18 protein-coding genes and 1 tRNA gene are annotated in these 17,788 nt (G+C 62.6%); 11 read left to right on the plus strand and 8 right to left on the minus strand.

From position 1 onward, the window contains the following. Positions 1–230: 230 nt before the first annotated feature. Entirely contained in the window at positions 231–1,142 is a 912-nt protein-coding gene (locus tag D6C00_RS03705; RefSeq protein WP_206609497.1) for a hypothetical protein, read from the minus strand. Positions 1,143–1,314: 172 nt separating this feature from the next. Continuing rightward, positions 1,315–2,757 (minus strand): OmpP1/FadL family transporter, encoded by a 1,443-nt coding sequence (locus tag D6C00_RS03710; protein ID WP_158675276.1) that lies wholly within the window; start codon positions 2,755–2,757, stop codon positions 1,315–1,317. 265 nt (positions 2,758–3,022) lie between these two features. Here D6C00_RS03710 and D6C00_RS03715 point away from each other — a divergent pair, with 265 nt between their 5' ends. Further along, positions 3,023–4,387 carry an OmpP1/FadL family transporter gene (locus tag D6C00_RS03715; protein ID WP_125180367.1) on the plus strand — a complete coding sequence of 455 codons (1,365 nt, stop codon included), beginning with the start codon at positions 3,023–3,025 and terminating at the stop codon, positions 4,385–4,387. Positions 4,388–4,558: 171 nt separating this feature from the next. Here the strand turns inward: D6C00_RS03715 and D6C00_RS03720 are convergent, their stop codons facing one another. Continuing rightward, positions 4,559–4,789 (minus strand): sulfurtransferase TusA family protein, encoded by a 231-nt coding sequence (locus tag D6C00_RS03720; protein ID WP_125180368.1) that lies wholly within the window; start codon positions 4,787–4,789, stop codon positions 4,559–4,561. 232 nt (positions 4,790–5,021) lie between these two features. Next, positions 5,022–5,375 (minus strand): rhodanese-like domain-containing protein, encoded by a 354-nt coding sequence (locus D6C00_RS03725; protein ID WP_125180369.1) that lies wholly within the window; start codon positions 5,373–5,375, stop codon positions 5,022–5,024. 434 nt (positions 5,376–5,809) lie between these two features. Between D6C00_RS03725 and D6C00_RS03735 the strand changes: the two genes are divergently transcribed. The 10 genes from D6C00_RS03735 to D6C00_RS03780 all read left to right on the plus strand — a co-directional run bounded on the left by D6C00_RS03735 (position 5,810) and on the right by D6C00_RS03780 (position 14,903). Then, complete coding sequence (locus D6C00_RS03735) at positions 5,810–7,255, plus strand: M48 family metalloprotease (protein WP_158675277.1); 1,446 nt, start codon at positions 5,810–5,812, stop codon at positions 7,253–7,255. A 379-nt stretch (positions 7,256–7,634) separates the two neighbouring features. Further along, positions 7,635–8,009: a sulfur oxidation c-type cytochrome SoxX gene (gene soxX, locus D6C00_RS03740; RefSeq protein ID WP_206609498.1), complete on the plus strand. Its 375-nt coding sequence runs from the start codon at positions 7,635–7,637 to the stop codon at positions 8,007–8,009. A 29-nt stretch (positions 8,010–8,038) separates the two neighbouring features. Then, entirely contained in the window at positions 8,039–8,512 is a 474-nt protein-coding gene (soxY, locus tag D6C00_RS03745) for a thiosulfate oxidation carrier protein SoxY (RefSeq protein WP_125180371.1), read from the plus strand. Between the two features lie 50 nt (positions 8,513–8,562). Then, complete coding sequence (gene soxZ, locus D6C00_RS03750) at positions 8,563–8,877, plus strand: thiosulfate oxidation carrier complex protein SoxZ (RefSeq protein WP_125180372.1); 315 nt, start codon at positions 8,563–8,565, stop codon at positions 8,875–8,877. Between the two features lie 58 nt (positions 8,878–8,935). Further along, positions 8,936–9,772, plus strand: coding sequence for a sulfur oxidation c-type cytochrome SoxA (gene soxA, locus D6C00_RS03755; RefSeq protein ID WP_125180373.1), 837 nt, complete (start codon positions 8,936–8,938; stop codon positions 9,770–9,772). A gap of 194 nt (positions 9,773–9,966) precedes the next feature. Beyond that, positions 9,967–11,730: a thiosulfohydrolase SoxB gene (gene soxB, locus D6C00_RS03760; RefSeq protein WP_125180374.1), complete on the plus strand. Its 1,764-nt coding sequence runs from the start codon at positions 9,967–9,969 to the stop codon at positions 11,728–11,730. Positions 11,731–11,929: 199 nt separating this feature from the next. Then, positions 11,930–13,024: an MBL fold metallo-hydrolase gene (locus D6C00_RS03765; RefSeq protein ID WP_125180375.1), complete on the plus strand. Its 1,095-nt coding sequence runs from the start codon at positions 11,930–11,932 to the stop codon at positions 13,022–13,024. A gap of 168 nt (positions 13,025–13,192) precedes the next feature. Then, the gene (locus D6C00_RS03770) at positions 13,193–14,146 is read left to right on the plus strand and encodes a LysR substrate-binding domain-containing protein (RefSeq protein WP_125180376.1); all 954 of its coding nucleotides are present in this window, start codon (positions 13,193–13,195) and stop codon (positions 14,144–14,146) included. Between the two features lie 110 nt (positions 14,147–14,256). Further along, entirely contained in the window at positions 14,257–14,466 is a 210-nt protein-coding gene (locus D6C00_RS03775) for a DUF2061 domain-containing protein (protein ID WP_125180377.1), read from the plus strand. Positions 14,467–14,612: 146 nt separating this feature from the next. After that, positions 14,613–14,903, plus strand: coding sequence for a hypothetical protein (locus tag D6C00_RS03780; RefSeq protein WP_125180378.1), 291 nt, complete (start codon positions 14,613–14,615; stop codon positions 14,901–14,903). A 62-nt stretch (positions 14,904–14,965) separates the two neighbouring features. Here D6C00_RS03780 and D6C00_RS03785 read toward each other — a convergent pair. The 4 genes from D6C00_RS03785 to queE form a co-directional block, all read right to left on the minus strand. After that, positions 14,966–15,041 (minus strand) — tRNA-Lys (locus tag D6C00_RS03785). A 57-nt stretch (positions 15,042–15,098) separates the two neighbouring features. Continuing rightward, positions 15,099–16,325 carry a YeeE/YedE family protein gene (locus D6C00_RS03790; protein ID WP_125180379.1) on the minus strand — a complete coding sequence of 409 codons (1,227 nt, stop codon included), beginning with the start codon at positions 16,323–16,325 and terminating at the stop codon, positions 15,099–15,101. 62 nt (positions 16,326–16,387) lie between these two features. Then, positions 16,388–17,077, minus strand: coding sequence for a 7-cyano-7-deazaguanine synthase QueC (gene queC / locus D6C00_RS03795; RefSeq protein WP_125180380.1), 690 nt, complete (start codon positions 17,075–17,077; stop codon positions 16,388–16,390). 8 nt (positions 17,078–17,085) lie between these two features. Then, entirely contained in the window at positions 17,086–17,766 is a 681-nt protein-coding gene (gene queE / locus D6C00_RS03800) for a 7-carboxy-7-deazaguanine synthase QueE (RefSeq protein ID WP_125180381.1), read from the minus strand. Positions 17,767–17,788 lie beyond the last annotated feature (22 nt).

A 17,788-nucleotide genomic window follows, 5' to 3' on the forward strand; every position in this document is an offset into this window, starting at 1 on the left:
TCTTCTCCATCCAGGTCTTGACCATGACCGTCGCATCCCTCTCCATTGATTCCCCTCACCCGCGCTCGTCCGGAGCCTTCACCGCTCGACGCGCTATCCCTGTAGCGTCCCGGGCGACTGAAACTTTACCCGGCGCAAGTCAATACCCGGCTGTCCGAACTCGGATCCACGTCACAAAAAAAGCCCCGCACAGGCGGGGCTTTTCCGGGATCGGACCCTGTCGAATCCGCTTATTCGTTCACGGCGTCGCGCAGGGCCTTCTCAATGGCCGTGGGACTGGGCATCAGCTTCATGAAGCTGTTGGAGCCCATCATCTTCAGATCCGGGAAGTGCACGGCCATGCGGAAGCGCATGTGCAGGGCGACAACCTCATTGCCCGTGATCATGATCTCGTAGGGCAGATAGGCCGAGTTCTTGAGCTCGCCGAAATCGACCACCGACATCTGAAAGGCATCGTCCATGTACTTGTCACCGTCCTCGCCGGCCGACATGGACACGCCGATGATCACTACGTCCTTGCCGGGCATATCGATGCGGTACAGGGATTCGACGCCGTCGTCCTTCTGCAGGTTCTTATCCACCGCGGCCACGGCGGCCCGGTGGGAGCCGTACTCGGCCAGTTCATAGACGTCAGGGAAGTATTCCATACCGAAGGTATAGTGGTACTTGCGCAGCTTGCGCTCGCTCAGACCGTCCTCCGAACCGAACTCCTGGACCCTGCCCAGCGCCTGCTCCAGGGCCTCCGCGGTGTTGGAGAAATCGCTCTTGAGCCGGTAGGCGTGAGCCATGTAGACAGGATTCACGTAGGAAACCTGAAGCTCATTGCCGACCCGCGAGACCGCGGCCCGCTGCGCCATGGCGAAGCCACCGTACTCGGTCATTGCGGCCACCTGCTTGATGGCGTCACTGGTGAAGATGATGATGTGTGAATCCTCGAACGGCACATAGTCACCGACGATCTCGAAACCGGCGTCACGCAGGGACTCCTTGACCTCGGCGACCTTCTCCTTCATATCGCCCGAGCCGCGTTCGGCCAGCACGAAAGGTTTGAACTTGTCCGCCGCCTGCACACTGGTGGCGAATGGCAGCAGGGTGCATGCCGCAAGCAGCAGTCCCCGCATCAGGTGATTGAACATTCTCATTCCTGCCTCCTGTCCCTCATTCTCAAGGTGGTTGTCTGCCTTTTCGGCAGCCCGTCGTGAAACGTTAGTTATTTATCCATTAACAGAACCTGAACGCAACAGGGGCCATGTCACCATGGCCCCCGTGCCGGCGCGCTCCCTACGCCATTTCTCTCCTGCCTCGGTCTTCAGCTCAGAACTTCATGCCGTAGCTGATCTCGAGGGCGTTCTGGTACATGCCGATTTCGGTGTCATAGCTGAAGCCGGCAAAGCCGCCGGTGCCGGCAAAGGTATGATCCTGATCGTTGTCCAATGCATGCATGTAGCTGACCGAGAGCTCCTGGTAACGGCTCGGATGATAGGTGAAGCCGGCCGTGACATGAGTCTGCACCACGCCGGGCGCCAGGATGTTGAACAGGTTCTGGTCATCGTCGATCGGGTTTTCGCCGTAGTTGATACCGCCGCGGAAGGTCCACTTCTCGTTGTAGCGGTGATTGACACCGACCTTGATCACGGTGATGTCGTCCCAGCCGAAGCCCCAGCCGTCGTCGTCACCCAGGCGTCCCGCCCCCGTATAGGCCCCGCTCTGCAACACCTCGGTCAGAGCACCGAAGAATTCATCCGCCGTCGGACCGTCGTTGGCGATGGAATCCACATCCCCGTACATGATGTGCTGCACGTCCACGGCAATGGTGGTCTTGTCCGTGGGCGTGAAGGCCAGACCCACGCCGAACTGGGCCGGGATGTCGAAATCGCCCTGCTCGGCGAACAGGCCCTCGTAGTCGCTGAACTTCTGCATGTAGATCTTGGACGAGGCCTGAGCACCCAGGGTCAGACTGTCCGTGACCTTGCCGGTCCAGCCGACGCGCAGGCCGGCACCCCAGGCGTCATCGTCCCCATTGTTGGTCACGCTATTGGGATCGCTCGACAGGGGCTGGAACAGGCCCAGACCGTAGGCGCGGAAACGCTGGTAGCCGATCAGCAGCGAGCCGCCAACAGAATGATTCTCGCTCAATTTGGTCGAGACTGTGGGCGCGATAATGACCTGGGACAGGTTCACACCCAGAGAAGGATTGAGATTGGGATTGGAACCTATCCCCTGCAGCACGGCATCCGGTACCGTGCCACCCATGCCGACGATCATGCCGGCGAATCCCGACGGTGCACCGCCGCAGAAGGCCGCGCCGTTACAGCCGATGGCCGGCGCGAAAGCGTCCGTGAACAGGTTGGAGTTATAACGGGTGTTCATGCCGCCGTTGGCAGTAATGCTCATGCCGGCGGTGATGTTACCCATATCCATGGCGAAGCCGGCATGCGGAATGGCAAACAGAGTCGCGCCACTGTCGACCTTGCCGGTATCCGTACCACCGATCGCGGAGGCATCCAGCTGAGCCTCACGCTTGGGACTGAACAGTTCCACACCGAAATCCACGCGGTTGCCGACAAAGGACAGGCCGGAGGGGTTGGTGGCCGGAGCCAGTGAATCCTGGGAATAGGCGATGCCGGCACCGGCCATGCCGCGGTTCTTGGTGCCGTAGCCGATCTTGAAATAGCCGTTGGTGGCGTAGGCGGCCGGCGCGGCCAGCGCGGCGGCCACGGCGAAGCTGACGAGTGAAGCCTTGAACGTACGTACCATTTGAATCTCCCTCCTGGCGGAATCCAGATGTGTTGTTTTTTCGCGACAACCCATTGCGGCGACCGCAACAGAATGTCAAGCTAGGCGAAAATTGTCAAACCGGAGTGAACTAAGCAAGGAACATGCCTGTTTAGCCTCGGGATTCCACTTGTTGCGCTTGCGCAACAAATTCCGGGGCGGGACGCCTTGAGATCTGTTTTTATGAATCGCTGTGCTAATTTCGCATGGCTTTATCACCAGACCTTGACACGGGAGAGACTGAAATATGAACCGGATTGCCAGAAAACCGTCTGCCAGCCCCCTGATCGGCGCCATCCTGATGACGGGCGCCTGGGGCCCGGCCCAGGGCGCGGGCTTTGCCCTCGTCGAGCAGAGCGCCAGCGGCATGGGCAATGCCTATGCCGGGGCCGCGGCCAACGCCGAGGACGCCTCGACGGTGTTCTTCAATCCCGCCGGCCTGACGCAGTTGAAGGGCCGGCAGCTGGTGGTGGCCGGCCATATCGTTCGGACCGGCGCCGATTTCTCCGGCAGTGCGACCGACGCCCTGGGCAACCCGGTGACCGGCGGTGACGGCGGGGACGCCGGCGATACCGCCCTGATACCCAACCTCTATTACGCCATGCCGCTGCGCGAGGACCTGGTGTTCGGGCTGGGCGTCAACGTCCCCTTCGGGCTGAAGACCGAATACGATGACGGCTGGGTGGGCCGCTATCATGCTCTCACGTCGGAGGTCATGACACTGAACATCAATCCCAGTCTGGCCTGGCAGGCCACGCCGAAGCTGTCCCTGGGCGCAGGCGTGAGCGCCCAGTACATCGAGGCCGAGCTGAGCCAGGCCGTCGACCAGGGCAGCGCCTGTTACGGCAATGTCATCAGTCAGGGCGGCAACCTGGCTGCTGCCCAGGCGACCTGCGATCCGCTCGGCCTGACGCCGCAGGGGGCCGATGCCACCGCCGAGATCGAGGGCGACGACTGGAGTTTTGGCTTCAATCTGGGGCTGCTCTATGAGATCCAGCCCGGCAGCCGCGTCGGTCTGGCCTACCGTTCCAGGATCGAGCAGGACCTCAAGGGCGACGCCAGCTTCACCAATGCACATCCGCTGTTCACCAACCAGGGGGTCTTCGTGCCGACCGACGTCAGCGCCGGCGTGACCCTGCCGGAAAGCGCCTCGCTGAGCCTGTCACATGATCTCAACGACCGCTGGACCCTGCTGGCCGACTACACCTGGACCCGCTGGGAGCGCTTCGACGAGCTGCGTATCGAGTTCGACTCCAATCAGCCCGACTCGGTCACGCCCGAGAACTGGTCCAACAGCAACCGCTATTCGGTTGGCGTGAATTACCGCCACAACAGTGCCTGGCTGCTGCGTGCCGGCATGGCGTTCGACGAGGAGCCCATTCCCGACGCCCAGGCCCGCACCCCGCGCATCCCGGGCAACGATCGCCGCTGGCTGGCCGTGGGCGCCTCCTACAGCCCCAGTCAGACGCTGCGGGTCGATGTCGGCTATGCCCACCTGTTCATCAAGGACACGGACATCGATCACACCAGCGCCAGCGCCGGCACCATCACCGGCGAGTATGACAGCTCGGTGGATATCGTCAGCGCCCAGCTGGTGTGGAACTTCCGGTGAGTCGATAGCGTCGCAGGACGGATGGAGGCGGCTGCACCGCAACCCATCGTCCCCGGCCGCCCGATGGGTTGCGCTTCACTCCACCCATCCTACGTAACAAAAAAGCCCTGCATCTGCAGGGCTTTATTTGTTGCCGTTGCCGGCAAAGAACTCGAACCGCTGTGAGTCGGCTCAGGCCTTCTTGATCAGGAAGTGGTACTTGCCGCCGTCTTCCTTGGACTCCATCAGCTCGTTGCCGGTCTGCTTGGCAAAGGCCTCGAAATCCTTAACCGAACCCGGGTCGGTGGCGATTATGTGCAGCACCTTGCCGCTGCCCAGGCTGGCCAGCGCCTTCTTGGCACGCAGGATGGGCAGCGGGCAGTTCAGGCCGGATGCATCCAGTTCCTCGTCGAAATTTGCCATTTATGAGTACTCCTCTGAATTACACACTTGTAAACGATGGTAAAACTGCAAAGATCTCAGGTCAGTGAAAATTACAGACTGACGGGTATCCGGTAATTTTGAAGTACGCACTTATACGGTATGCGCCGCATAAACGCAAGTCCGGGGCGCTCGCCGTGAAGCCTGCGACAGAGGCATCAGGAGGCGTGGTCTCCGGGACTTAGCGGCACCCTAGCAGTCAGCCTGAAATGGCTCAAGCATAGGCTGCCTGCCGGTCGGGAGACACCACCGGATGGCCCGAGCGGACCCAGTCGATTATGCCGCCACGCAGATTCACCAGCGCGGCCGGCACGCCCTGCTGGGCAAGGAAGTGACAGGCCTGCGCCGAACGCGCCCCGCTGCGACAGTAAAACACCAGGGTACGGTGCTCATTACGGAACTGATCGACCTGCAGGGGCAGCAGGTGCAGCGGCAGGGGCTCGCCACCGGCGATCATTCCCTGGGCCATTTCCTCGGGAGAGCGCACATCCACCAGACGTATGCCCTCTCCCTGCGCTTCCATCAATGCGGCCAGACCTTGAGCGTCTATTTCCTTGATGCCTTGCATGGGTATCGGCCCTCCTTATATATTAGTTAATCATGATATTCTGAATATATTGCCAACTCTGCCGCAAGGCCGCAAGCTTGGTGGTCCTTCAAGGTGATATTTACGGATTCAGCGCAGCTGTGGTGTTTCGCCGCAAGGCGCGGTGCGCAGGCAATGGTTATTCCCTTGTCAAGCACCGCAACGCCGCGGCGGGACACCACAGCTGCGCCCGAAGGGTTGGCCTGTCAGCGTCCATGGCGGCGTTGCGCCTCTTGGAAAGGACTATGGCCATTCCCTGCAAGGCGCGCCTCGCCTCAAGGCGCCTACTGTTGGTGCCCTGAACGCTGACAGGCCAACTGAATCTGTAAATATCACCTTGAAGGACCACTAGCCGCGAACACCAGCCCGTTTCCGGTGTCACAGTAAGGGATACCACTCCCGGACCCATGATGTTGATGTTGCGAAATCTGCTCGGCCTGTCCCTACTGGCCCTGACCAGCGTACCCTCCCCCGCCCTGGCGGACGCCCCCCTGCAACTGCCCGAGATCGGCGATCCGGCCAGCCAGGCGGTCAGCCCGCAGCAGGAACAGGAACTGGGGGAAGCCTTCTACCGGCGGCTGCGCCAGACGGTGGAGTTCGTCGACGACCCGGAGATCGTCAACTATCTGCGTGGCCTGGGCAACCATCTGGCCGCCAGCAGCAGCGAACCCGAACGCGGCTTTACCTTCTTTATCGTCAAGGAAAATTCCATCAACGCCTTTGCCGCCCCCGGGGGCTACATCGGCGCCCACAGCGGCCTGATCCTGGCCGCGCAGCGCGAAAGCGAACTGGCTGCGGTCATGGCCCACGAAATCGCCCACGTCACCCAGCGTCATCTGGCCCGGGCCTACGACAGCGCCAGCCGCATGAACCTGCCCACCGCGGCCGCCATCCTGGCATCCATCCTGATTGCCTCCCAGAACAGCGAGGCCGGTCAGGCGGCCCTGATGAGCGTGCAGGCCGGCAGCATCCAGCGCCAGATCAACTTTACCCGCAGCAATGAGAAGGAAGCCGACCGCATCGGCATGCAGACCCTGCGCGATGCCGACTTCGATCCCGCAGGCATGCCGGACTTCTTCGACCGGCTGCAGCAGCAGAGCCGTTATTACGGGACACCACCGCCCTTCCTCAGCACCCACCCGGTCACCAGCGACCGCATCTCCGACGCCATGTCACGCATCGACCAGATGGCGAAGGAGGCACCGGTGCAGGAGTCGCTCAATTTTTATCTGGTACGCGCCAAGCTGCGGGCGGCCAGCCTGGAACCGCAGGAGGCGGTGAACTATTTTCAGAAGATGGACGACGACCGGGTGCCGGCCGCGGCGCGCGACTACGGTCTGGCCCAGGCCTACATCGGGGCCGGACAGACCGAACGCGCCCTGCCGCTGCTGCGCAGGCTGCACGAGGCCGACCCTGACCGCATCGCCTTCCGGATCGCCCTGGCCGAGGCCCTCAGCCGTCAGGGTGAAACCGGGCGCGCCCTGAAAACCTACGAGGCGGCCCTGGCCCTGTATCCCGGTAATCCGGTGATCAGTCATTACTATGCCCAGGCGCTGGTCCATGCCGGGGAACACCAGCAGGCCTACGATCTGCTCTCCCGCCAGCTGCGCCAGCAGCCACAGACGACCGATCCCGAGCTGTACCGGCTGCTGGCCAAGGCCGCCAGCGGGCTGGACCGCCCCGCCGAGGCCTACGAGGCGATGGGGGAATACTACTACCGCAACGGCCAGACCCATGCCGCCATCGAGCAGTACGAGCTGGCACTGCAGCAGAAGCCGGAGGATTTCTATGCCAGCTCGCGGCTCGAGGCCCGGCTGGCCCGGCTCAAGCGCGAGGCGCTGGCCGAGCGGGAGCAGGACTAGGGCCTGTTGGCCCCGGGCGTTCAGGCCGCGTTCAGCCGCCAGGTGCCAATATCCTAACCAGGACATAAGGTGTGGAATATTTCCATGCGTACACCCGTCCTATGTGGGTACGCAGGTCATGCGTAAACGCGAGTGCTGACCTTTGCCGCCGGCTGGATCTGTACTTCCGGACTGCGGCGCGAGACTGAGGAGGAGGGGCCCTTGTCAGCCGACATCCGATTGACACAATTGACGGCATCGGCTTTGACTCTGTATTTTCATGGGTCTATATTCGACCATCAGGTATTGCACCATCCCCGGACCCAGCGGCCGCACTACGCTGGCGCCCTGACGATACATGACATCTACTCACAACACCCACACCACTGAGGAGGCACAGATGCGGCAAGGCAAAAGCATCATAACGTCCGCCGCTTCCGTTGCGATCTTGCTCGGAAGTATGTCACTGGCACCGATCGGAAGCGTATCCGCCGAGGAGGCTTCGGTCATCGAACAAGGCAAGCAGATTGCCTTTGACCGCAAGAAGGGCAACTGTCTTGCCTGCCACCAGGTCGAGGGCGGCGACCTCGCCGGCAACATCGGCCCGCCCCTGATCGCCATGAAGGCGCGGTTCCCCGACAAGTCCAAGCTTCGCGCCCAGATCTGGGATTCCACCAAGATGAACCCCAACTCGATGATGCCTCCCTTCGGACGCCATGACATCCTGTCCGAGGACGAAATCGACAAGGTGGTTGAATTCATTTATACGCTTTAACAGGATACAGTCCAGTTAGGAGAAACGTCGTGACGAACATGAAACGCAGAACCCTACTCAAAGGCTCACTGGCCGCGGGCGCCGTCGGCGTTGCCGTCGGCAGCGGGCTGCTTGCCCCGCGCACCGTCCTGGCCGCCTGGCCCAAGGAGGCCTTCGAGGCCAACTCCGTTGACTCCGCCCTGAACTCGCTGATGGGCCAGAGCCAGCTCGAAGGCAGTGACAAGATTGAGATCAAGGCCCCCGACATCGCCGAGAACGGCGCCGTGGTCCCGGTCTCCGTCGAGACCTCCATCGACGATGTCGAGAGCATCAGCATCGTCGCGGAAAAGAACAACACCCCGCTGACCTCTGCCTATGTAATGAGCCCCCGCGCCGAAGGCTTCGTGGCCACCCGCATCAAGATGAGCGAGACTTCCAGCGTCATCGCCGTGGTCAAGGCAGGCGGCTCGCTCTACAGCACCGGCAAGGAAGTCAAGGTCACCATCGGTGGTTGCGGCGGCTAAGGCTGCCAACCACACCAGCGGATATATTTCAGTAGACGAGGTTTAATACAATGGCAAACACGATCAAGATTCGCGCCAGGGTTTCCGGCGACACCACCACGGTGAAGGCACTGATCAGCCACCCGATGGAAACCGGCCTGCGCAAGAACAGCAAGACGGGCGAGAAGATTCCGGCGCATTTCATCCAGGAGGTTGTCTGCGAACACAAGGGCGACGCCGTTCTGACCGCACAGTGGGGCCCGGCAATTTCCAAGAACCCTTACCTCTCCTTCCGGTTCAAGGGCGCCGCGAAAGGCGACACCCTGACCCTGCGCTGGGTCGACAACAAGGGTGAAAGCGACTCCATCGAAACCCAAATCGCATAAGACGAAGGGACCGCGCCGTCGGCGCGGTCCCGACAGACAACCGAAGGAGGCAGCATCAATGAGAAAAATCCTAGCAGCGGTTGCCGCAGCAGGCATGGTGGCGGCGTTACCCCAGGCAGCCAACGCCACCCCCCAGGAAGACCTGAAGGAATTCCGCGCCTATTTTGACAAGCGGTTCCCGAACGTACCCTTTGACGATTACGTGAACGGCGTCTACTCCATCGATCAGGCTTCCCGCGAGCAGTGGGAATCCATCGAGGATTTCCCGCCCTACGAGATCGATATCTCCGCGGGCAAGGAGATGTTCAATACCCCGTTCAAGAACGGCAAGACCTACGCCAGCTGTTTCGAGAACGACGGCAAGGGCGTCCGCCAGAACTATCCCTACTTCGATACCAAGACCGGCGAGGTCGTCACTCTGGAAGGCGCGATCAACGCCTGTCGGGTGAAGAACGGCGAGGAACCACTGGGCTGGAAGAAGGGCAAGATCGCGCAGATCTCCGCCTACATGGCCTATACCTCGCGCGGCAACGAGATCAACATCGAGGTTCCCAACGATGAACGCGCCCAGGAGGCCTACGAGCGCGGCAAGGCGCATTTCTACGCCAAACGCGGTCAGCTCAACATGGCCTGCGCCGATTGCCACGTCTACAACGCCGGCAACAAGGTCCGCGCCGATCTGCTGAGTCCGGCGCTGGGTCATGTGACCCACTTCCCGGTGTACCGCTCCAAGTGGGGCGAGCTCGGCACCCTGCATCGTCGCTATGGCGGCTGCAACAAGCAGGTCCGTGCCAAGCCCTTCCCGGCCCAGAGCGACGAGTACAAGGCCCTGGAATACTTCCACACCTACATGAGCAACGGTCTGGAAGTCAATGGTCCCGGTGCCCGCAAGTAAGCTGACAACCTGATCAGCCAATCAGCCCGGTTTGGTTCGCCAGACCGGGTTTTTTGTTTAAAATTGAACCATTCGACGGAATAAGCCGCCGTCCGGGTACGTCTCTTCTGGAGCGCCTGCCTCGGGTCGGGCGACAAACAGCATACCTGCCTCGCGCCGGTTCAATCCTTCCACCTGTACATTGGAGGTTATCGATGAGTCTGTCACGCCGTGAGTTCCTGCAAATGCTCGCCATCGCCGGCATGTCGGGAATCCATCTGTCCGGCTGCGAATCCGGATCGTCCACCCAGAAGCAGCCCGGGGGCGTGAAACCGAATGCGGCATCCAGCAACCTGTACGATATCCCTGTTTTCGGTAATGTTTCCGTGATGCACTACACGGACTGCCATGCCCAGCTGCTGCCGGTCTACTTCCGCGAGCCCAGCATCAATCTCGGCATCGCCGACATGCGCGGCCGGCCGCCGCACCTGGTCGGAGAACACTTTCTGGAATACTACGGCATCAAGCCCGGCTCGCGCGAGGCACATGCCTTCACCTATCTGAATTTCGAGGAAGCCGCCCGCACCTTCGGCAAGGTCGGCGGCTTCGCGCACCTGTCCACCCTGGTCAAGCAGATGCGCGCCCAGCGCCCCGGCTCTCTGCTGCTCGATGGCGGCGACACCTGGCAGGGTTCGGCCACCTCGCTGTGGACCAATGCCCAGGACATGGTCGATGCCCAGCTGCTGCTCGGCGTGGACGTCATGACCGCGCACTGGGAGATGACCTACGGCGCCGAACGCGTGCTCGAGATCCTGGAAAACGACCTCAAGGACAAGGTCGATTTCGTCGCGCAGAACGTGGTCGACCGGGACTGGGGCGACCCGATCTTCAAGCCTTACGTGATCCGCGAGATCAACGGCGTGCCGACTGCCATCATCGGCCAGGCCTTCCCCTACACCCCGATCGCCAACCCCGGCTACATGATCCCCGACTGGAGCTTCGGCATCCGCGACGAGCGTATGCAGCAGATGGTCGACCAAGCCCGCGGCGAAGGCGCCCAGGTCGTGATCGTGCTGTCGCACAACGGCATGGACGTGGATATCAAGATGGCCTCCCAGGTCAGCGGCATCGATGCCATCATGGGCGGCCACACCCACGACGCCATCCCGCAGCCGGTGGTGATCAGCAACAGCGGCGGCAAGACCCTGGTCACCAACGCCGGCTCCAACAGCAAGTTCCTGGGCGTGCTGGACCTGGATGTGAAGAACGGCAAGGTACGCGACTACCGCTATCACCTGCTGCCGGTGTTCTCCAACCTGCTCGAGGCCGATGCCGACATGAGCGCCCATATCGAATCGGTGCGCGCGCCCTACAAGGAGAAGCTGGAAGAGGAACTGGCGGTGACCGACAGCCTGCTGTACCGGCGCGGCAACTTCAATGGCACCTTCGACCAGCTGATCTGCGATGCCATGATCGAGGAGATGGGGGCGGAGATCGCCTTCTCGCCCGGCTTCCGCTGGGGCACCAGCCTGCTGCCCGGCCAGCCCATCACCTTCGAGGACCTGATGACGCAGACCGCGCTTACCTATCCCTCGACCACCCTGAACAACATGACCGGCGAGCGGATCAAGGTCATCCTGGAGGACATCGCCGACAACATCTACAACAAGGACCCCTACTACCAGCAGGGCGGCGACATGGTTCGCGTGGGCGGCCTCAGGTACGCGATCGACCCGACCGCCGGCATCGGCAACCGCATCTCCGACATGGAGCTCAACGGCAAGCCGATCGACCCGGACAAGGAGTATGTGGTGGCCGGCTGGGCCAATGTCAACGAGCCGCTCGACACCCGTCCGATCTGGGATGTGGTCGCCAGCTACCTGCGTAACCAGAAGACGGTCAACGTCACCGAGCTGAACACGCCGAAGCTGAAGAACGTGGCCGGCAATCCCGGTCTGGCGAAGAGCTTCCAGCAGTAGGTCCGAGGTACTCCCTGGACACTGCAGACGGCCGCATCCGCGGCCGTTTTTCTTTACAGGAGCCACGAAAGACACGAAAAAATTATATTGTCCGTGCTTTCCGTGTCTTCCGTGGCGCTCCTGATCTTACTTATCCACGCATGAAAAGCGGATTTGTGACTGCTATGCTCGGGATCAGAGTCCTGTCAGGGAGAGTGAAATGCTCCGCGCCATCATGCTGATCCCGCTGCTGACCCTGTTTCTGTGGGGCGCGACTGCCGCCACTGCAATGGACAGGCTGGACGGCAGTCTGCAGAACCCCGGTTCTGCCGAGCGCCATCCCGACAACCGGCTGCCGCCCAACGCCATCGACACCGGGAGCCTGCCCCGCATCGTCATCGACGCCGACGCCCCGGATCACAGGCCCCTGCCCTATTACCGGCTGGCACCCGACACCTATTTTCTCTATGGCAATATTGCTCAGGTCAACGAGCGCAACCGCGGCTTCAACGGCAATGCGGGTTTCGTGGTCACGCCCGAGGGGGTGGTGGTCATCGACAGCCTTGGCACGCCTGCGCTGGCGCGGCGGCTGATCGCCACCATCCGCCAGGTCACGGATCAGCCCATCCGTTACCTGATCCTCACCCACAGCCACCCCGATCATGCCTACGGGGCCGCCGCCTTTCGCGAACTCGACGATGAAGTCACTGTCATCGGCCATCCCGGTATCCTCGACTACCTCGGCTCGGAGGTGATCCGGGAGTCGGCCGACTACCGGCGCGACATCCTCGGCGCGGACATGCGCGGCTTCGAAGGCGTGAGACCCGACCTCCTCATCGACCGGCCACGGCTGGATGAACCACACACACTCGAGCTCGGCGGTCAGCGGTTTGAAATCTTCAATGCCGGCAAGCACCATTCCTACGGCGACCTGGTCGTGCATCAGGCCGGGCAGCGCATCGTCTGGATCTCCGACCTGGCCTTCAACCAGCGCACCACCTACATGGGTGATGGCAACAGCAAACAGGCGATCGAAGGCCAGGACTGGCTGCTGGAACGCTTCAGCGATGCCAGGCTGATGGTGCCGGGACACGGCAGCGCCCAGACCGCCCCCTTCCCGATGGTGGAAAAGACCCGCGCCTACATCCAGCGCCTGCGCGACGAAATGGCGGCAGCCATCGAAAACGGGCTCACCCTGAGCGAGGCGGTCGAACAGTCGCATTTCCCGGAGTGGGAGGACAGCCGGCTGTATGAGGAAAACCACCGCCGCAACGCCAATTTCGTTTATCTGGAAATGGAGATGGCGCTGTTCTGAGACAGGCCCGCCGACTGGCTGAGTCAGTCCTACCCACCGACATCCCGTCCGCATCCGCCCTCTGCAGCTACGAATATATTATATCCGTAGCCATTCGGCTTTTTGTTTGTGATCGTTTTCCCCTATCATTGCTGATGCCCACCGAAATACGGGATGCAGGGAATCCGAATGAATCTGCGTGACCTGAAATACATCATCGCCGTGGCCGAGACCCGCCACTTCGGCCACGCAGCGGAACGCTGCTTCGTCAGCCAGCCGACCCTGAGCGGCCAGATCAAGAAACTGGAAGACGAGCTCGGCGTGGCCATCTTCGAGCGCACCAACCGCTCGGTGGAAGTCACTCCCATCGGCAATCAGATCCTGGATCATGCCCGCCGCATTCTGGAACAGGCCGACGCCATCACCCAGCTCGCCCGCGCCCATCAGGACCCCATCGCCGGCCCGCTGCGCATCGGCGCCATTCCGACCATCAGCCCCTATCTGATGCCGCTGATCCTCAAGCCGCTGCGCAAGCAGCATCCCACGCTGCGGCCGGTACTGTCCGAGGAATTGACCGACGTCCTGCTGCAACGCCTGCGCGATCACGAAATCGATGTGGCCCTGCTCGCCACGCCTGTGGATGAACATGACCTCGAGGTCATCCCGCTCTACGATGAGCCCTTCTGGATCGCCTATCCCCGTGAGCATCCCTTCTATACCCGGGAGCGCATCCGGCTGCATGACCTGGACGGGGAAAACCTGCTGCTGCTGGCCGAAGGGCACTGTCTGGCCCGCCAGGCCATGGATGTCTGCCACATCAAGCAGCGCCAGGACCAGGGCGAGCTGGCCGACCTGCGCGCCGCCAGCCTGGAAACCCTGATCCAGCTGGTCGGTGCCGGCTACGGTGTGACCTTGGTCCCGGCCCTGGCCATGCGCGGTTCCTGGACCACCGGCAGTGGCGTGGTGGCCCAGCCGCTGGCGATCGCCGATGCCTCGCGCCGGGTCGTGCTGGTACTGCGCCGCAGCTTCCCCCGCCGTCCCGCGGCCGAAGCCCTGGCTGCGGTGATCCTTGCCCAGTTGCCCAACACGGTGCAGCCCGTCAGCGGACGCAGGAACAAGCGGCGGGCCAGCCGGCCCAAATAATCGTAAATAACTATTACTATAATAAAAATAAACGTTTTTACCTATAAATTTACCGGCCTCATACTCACTCCATGAACCATACAGGTGTCGCTACCGAGGGAGACCGGACCATGACCAAGACCCTGAGCTTCGCCGCAGTCCACTTCAGCGTGGCCTTCAGCGTCGGTTACCTGATGACCGGCAGCCTGGCCGTGGGCGGCACCATCGCCCTGGTCGAGCCCCTGGCCAATACGCTTGCCTACCACCTGCACGAGCGCGTCTGGGCGCGACGGGAGCAGGCGAGGCCGTCTACCGGCCGACAGGCGCAGTTGCCGGTTTGAACGGCGCTCGACCGGAGGGGTGAACCGGGCGTCACGATTTGCCTGGCGAGGCTTGACAATTAAATAATAATAATTATCATTTGCGTTTAATGAAGGCCGCAACCGTGCGGCCTGAACCCGGACCACCCGCCATGGAGGATCACTGCATGCAAGCCATCCGCACCCTGCCCGGCCTGGAGCCGGACCCGGCCGCCGACCGGCCGCCGCGCCGCGATCTGCTGGAAGCCGTGCTGCTCTACCTCATGACACGCCACACCCTGCAGCCCAGCACCGGCCTCGCCCGGGGGGTCGTTTATCATCTGCGCCAGTTGCTGGATCACCCCGAACTCCGGACCACGCCGGTGGATCGCTCCGCGTATCAGGAGCTGCTGCGCAGTTGGATGCTGATCGCCTGCGAGGACGACCGTCCGGACAGCGCGGCCATCAGTCGGCATTGAAGGCAGACAAAATAGAAAACGGCCGGGCAGGAAGCCGGCCGTCTGACCTGATACTGGGGGAGTGGTGGGCCGTGAAGGACTCGAACCTTCGACCAGCCGGTTAAAAGCCGGATGCTCTACCAACTGAGCTAACGGCCCCGTGGGGCGAGCGCCGAATCATACAGCAGCCCGCCACCGCAGGCAAAGACGACGCCCTTACATCGCCTCCAGGCGCCGCATGCCCCTGGGCAGCAGGCGGAAGTCCACCAGGGAGCTCACCAGTGCCGCGCCGAAGCTGGCCTCGGCTTCGTAGAGCATCTTGTAGTACTGGATCTTCATGGTCAGGGCACTGCCCAGCACGATGGAACCGAAGGCCAGGAAGGAACCCAGCGCCAGGGTGGAGGCCCCGGTCACGGCCTGTCCGATGGTGCAGCCCATGGCCAGCACGCCGCCGACTCCCATCAGCAGACCGCCGATAACGTGGCGCACGGCATCGCCCAGGTCATTGAACCACTCGAAGCGGAAGCCGCGGCTGATGACAGCCCAGAGGAAGGAACCGACCACCACGCCGAAGGCCCCGACCATGGCGAAGGTCAGCAGCTGCTGGGCGAAGCCGCCTTCGGCATAGTGCAGCATCTGGCCGCTGGGGGCCACGAAGGTATAGGACTGCACGCCGGTGGCGTGAGGTTTGACGTCCAGCCATTCGAGCTCGGACAGCCATTCCTGACCCATCGGACCTGCAGTCACTGCCCAGGCACCGACCACGGCCAGGCCGACCACGGTGCCGCCCAGGATGTTGTCGAAGCTGGTGCGGAACTCGGCGGCGCGAAAGCACCAGGCCGCGAACAGCACACCCAGCACGGCAGCCAGGGTGATATATGCCGCCCGGGTATCCTCCATGCCGGCCAGGCCGCCGACGATGCTGCCCAGGTCTTGGCTGGCCATGCCGTACTCGGTGAGATTCGGGGACAGCGGGTTCATCCACTGCAGGAACACATAGTGGTCGAAACTGGTGTACAGCATGATGTAGGCAGCGATGCCCATCATCAGCACGACCACGACGGACTTGAGATTGCCGCCGCCGATGCGGATGAAGGTCTTGCTGCCGCAGCCGCTGCCGAGCGACATGCCGATACCGAACAACAGCCCGCCGAGGACATAACGCGGCCAGACGAACATCGGCGTGCGGTAGGGCGGCTGGGCCGTGTCATTGCTGGCAGTCAGGCTCATGTCGGTGTAACCGAACAGTTCCAGCGCCAGCACGCCCAGGATGGCCACCGCGACGGCGAACACCCAGGCCCGCAACCGGCCGGTGTCATTCATGTTGACCCAGTCGGAGACCGAGCCCATGGTGCAGAAGTTGGTCTTGTTGACGACGGCACCCATCAGTACGGCGATGCCGAAGCCCCACAGCAGGATTTGATTACCCAGAGTCAGTTCCATCTCTCACTTGCCTCTCGATCTTGAAGAGTTTCGCCACCACCGCCCCCTTACGACCGTGGCCATCAGTTTCGGTATCGGGTCGGGTCCGGCACGCCCGCCGCGGCGAAGCCCGCCGCGCGCAGCCGGCAGGAATCACAGCGCCCGCAGGCCCGGCCCTGCTCGTCGGCGGCGTAGCAGGATACGGTCAGGCTGTAATCCACGCCCAGACGCATGCCTTCCTGAATGATGCGCGCCTTGCTCCATTCCAGCAACGGCGCCCGGATCCTGAAGTGCCCGCCTTCCACGCCGGCACGGGTGGCCAGGTTAGCTAGACGCTCGAAGGCCTGGATATATTCCGGCCTGCAGTCCGGATAACCGGAATAATCCACGGCATTGACACCGATGAACAGGTCCCGCGCGCCCAGCACCTCCGCCCAGCCCAGTGCCAGGGACAGGAATACCGTATTCCGGGCCGGGACATAGGTCGACGGGATTCCCGCCGCAGGGGCCTCGGGCACTGGAATGTCAGGGTCCGTCAGGGCCGAGCCGCCGAACCGGGACAGATCGAGCCGGACGACCTGGTGATCCGTGATGCCCTGCGCATGCACAATCCGTACCGCCGCTGCCAGCTCGGCACTGTGGCGCTGCCCGTAATCCAGGCTCAGGGCGTGACAGTCATAGCCCTGCGCCCGGGCGATGGCCAGCACCGTGGCCGAATCCAGACCGCCCGAGAGCAGCACCACGGCCTTCCCGGCTGTTTCAGACTGCACCATCGTTCGTTTCACCTGCCCGGCACGTCGCCCCAGAGCAGCTTGTGCAGCTGCACCTGGAAACGCACCGGCAGCCGGTCGGCAAGTATCCAGTCCGCCAGGTCGCGCGGCGCCAGCCGTCCCCAGACGGGCGAGAACAGCACCTGGCAGATGGCGGGGATGTCGTACTCGGTAAGCTTTTCCCGGGCCCAGTCATAATCGGCCCGGTCGCACAGCACAAACTTGATCTGATCGTCCGGGCTCATGTGCTCCAGCACGCAGTAGCGGTTGCGCTCGACCTCGCCCGAGCCCGGGGTCTTGAGGTCCACCACCTTGATCACGCGCGGGTCGATGCGGTCGATATCCAGCGCGCCGCTGGTCTCCAGCGACACCCGGTAGCCGGCATCGCACAGGCGGGTCAGCAGCGGCCGGCAGGCCTTCTGGGCCAGCGGTTCGCCCCCGGTGACCGTGACATGGCGGGCCCCGTACTGCCCGACCTCGGTCAGGATGGCCCCCAGGTCCATCCATTCACCGCCATGGAAGGCATATTCCGTATCACAGTAGTGGCAGCGCAGGGGACAGCCGGTCAGGCGCACGAATACCGTGGGCCAGCCCACCGTGTCCGCCTCGCCCTGCAGGGAATGGAAGATCTCGGTGATGCGCAGCCGGTCGCCGGCGGCCGGTCCGGAAGTGGGGGTGGAGAGTTCGGGCATCCGGCTATTTTACCGCATCCGG

It is taken from the genome of Thiohalobacter thiocyanaticus (assembly GCF_003932505.1).
Lineage (GTDB): Bacteria > Pseudomonadota > Gammaproteobacteria > Thiohalobacterales > Thiohalobacteraceae > Thiohalobacter > Thiohalobacter thiocyanaticus.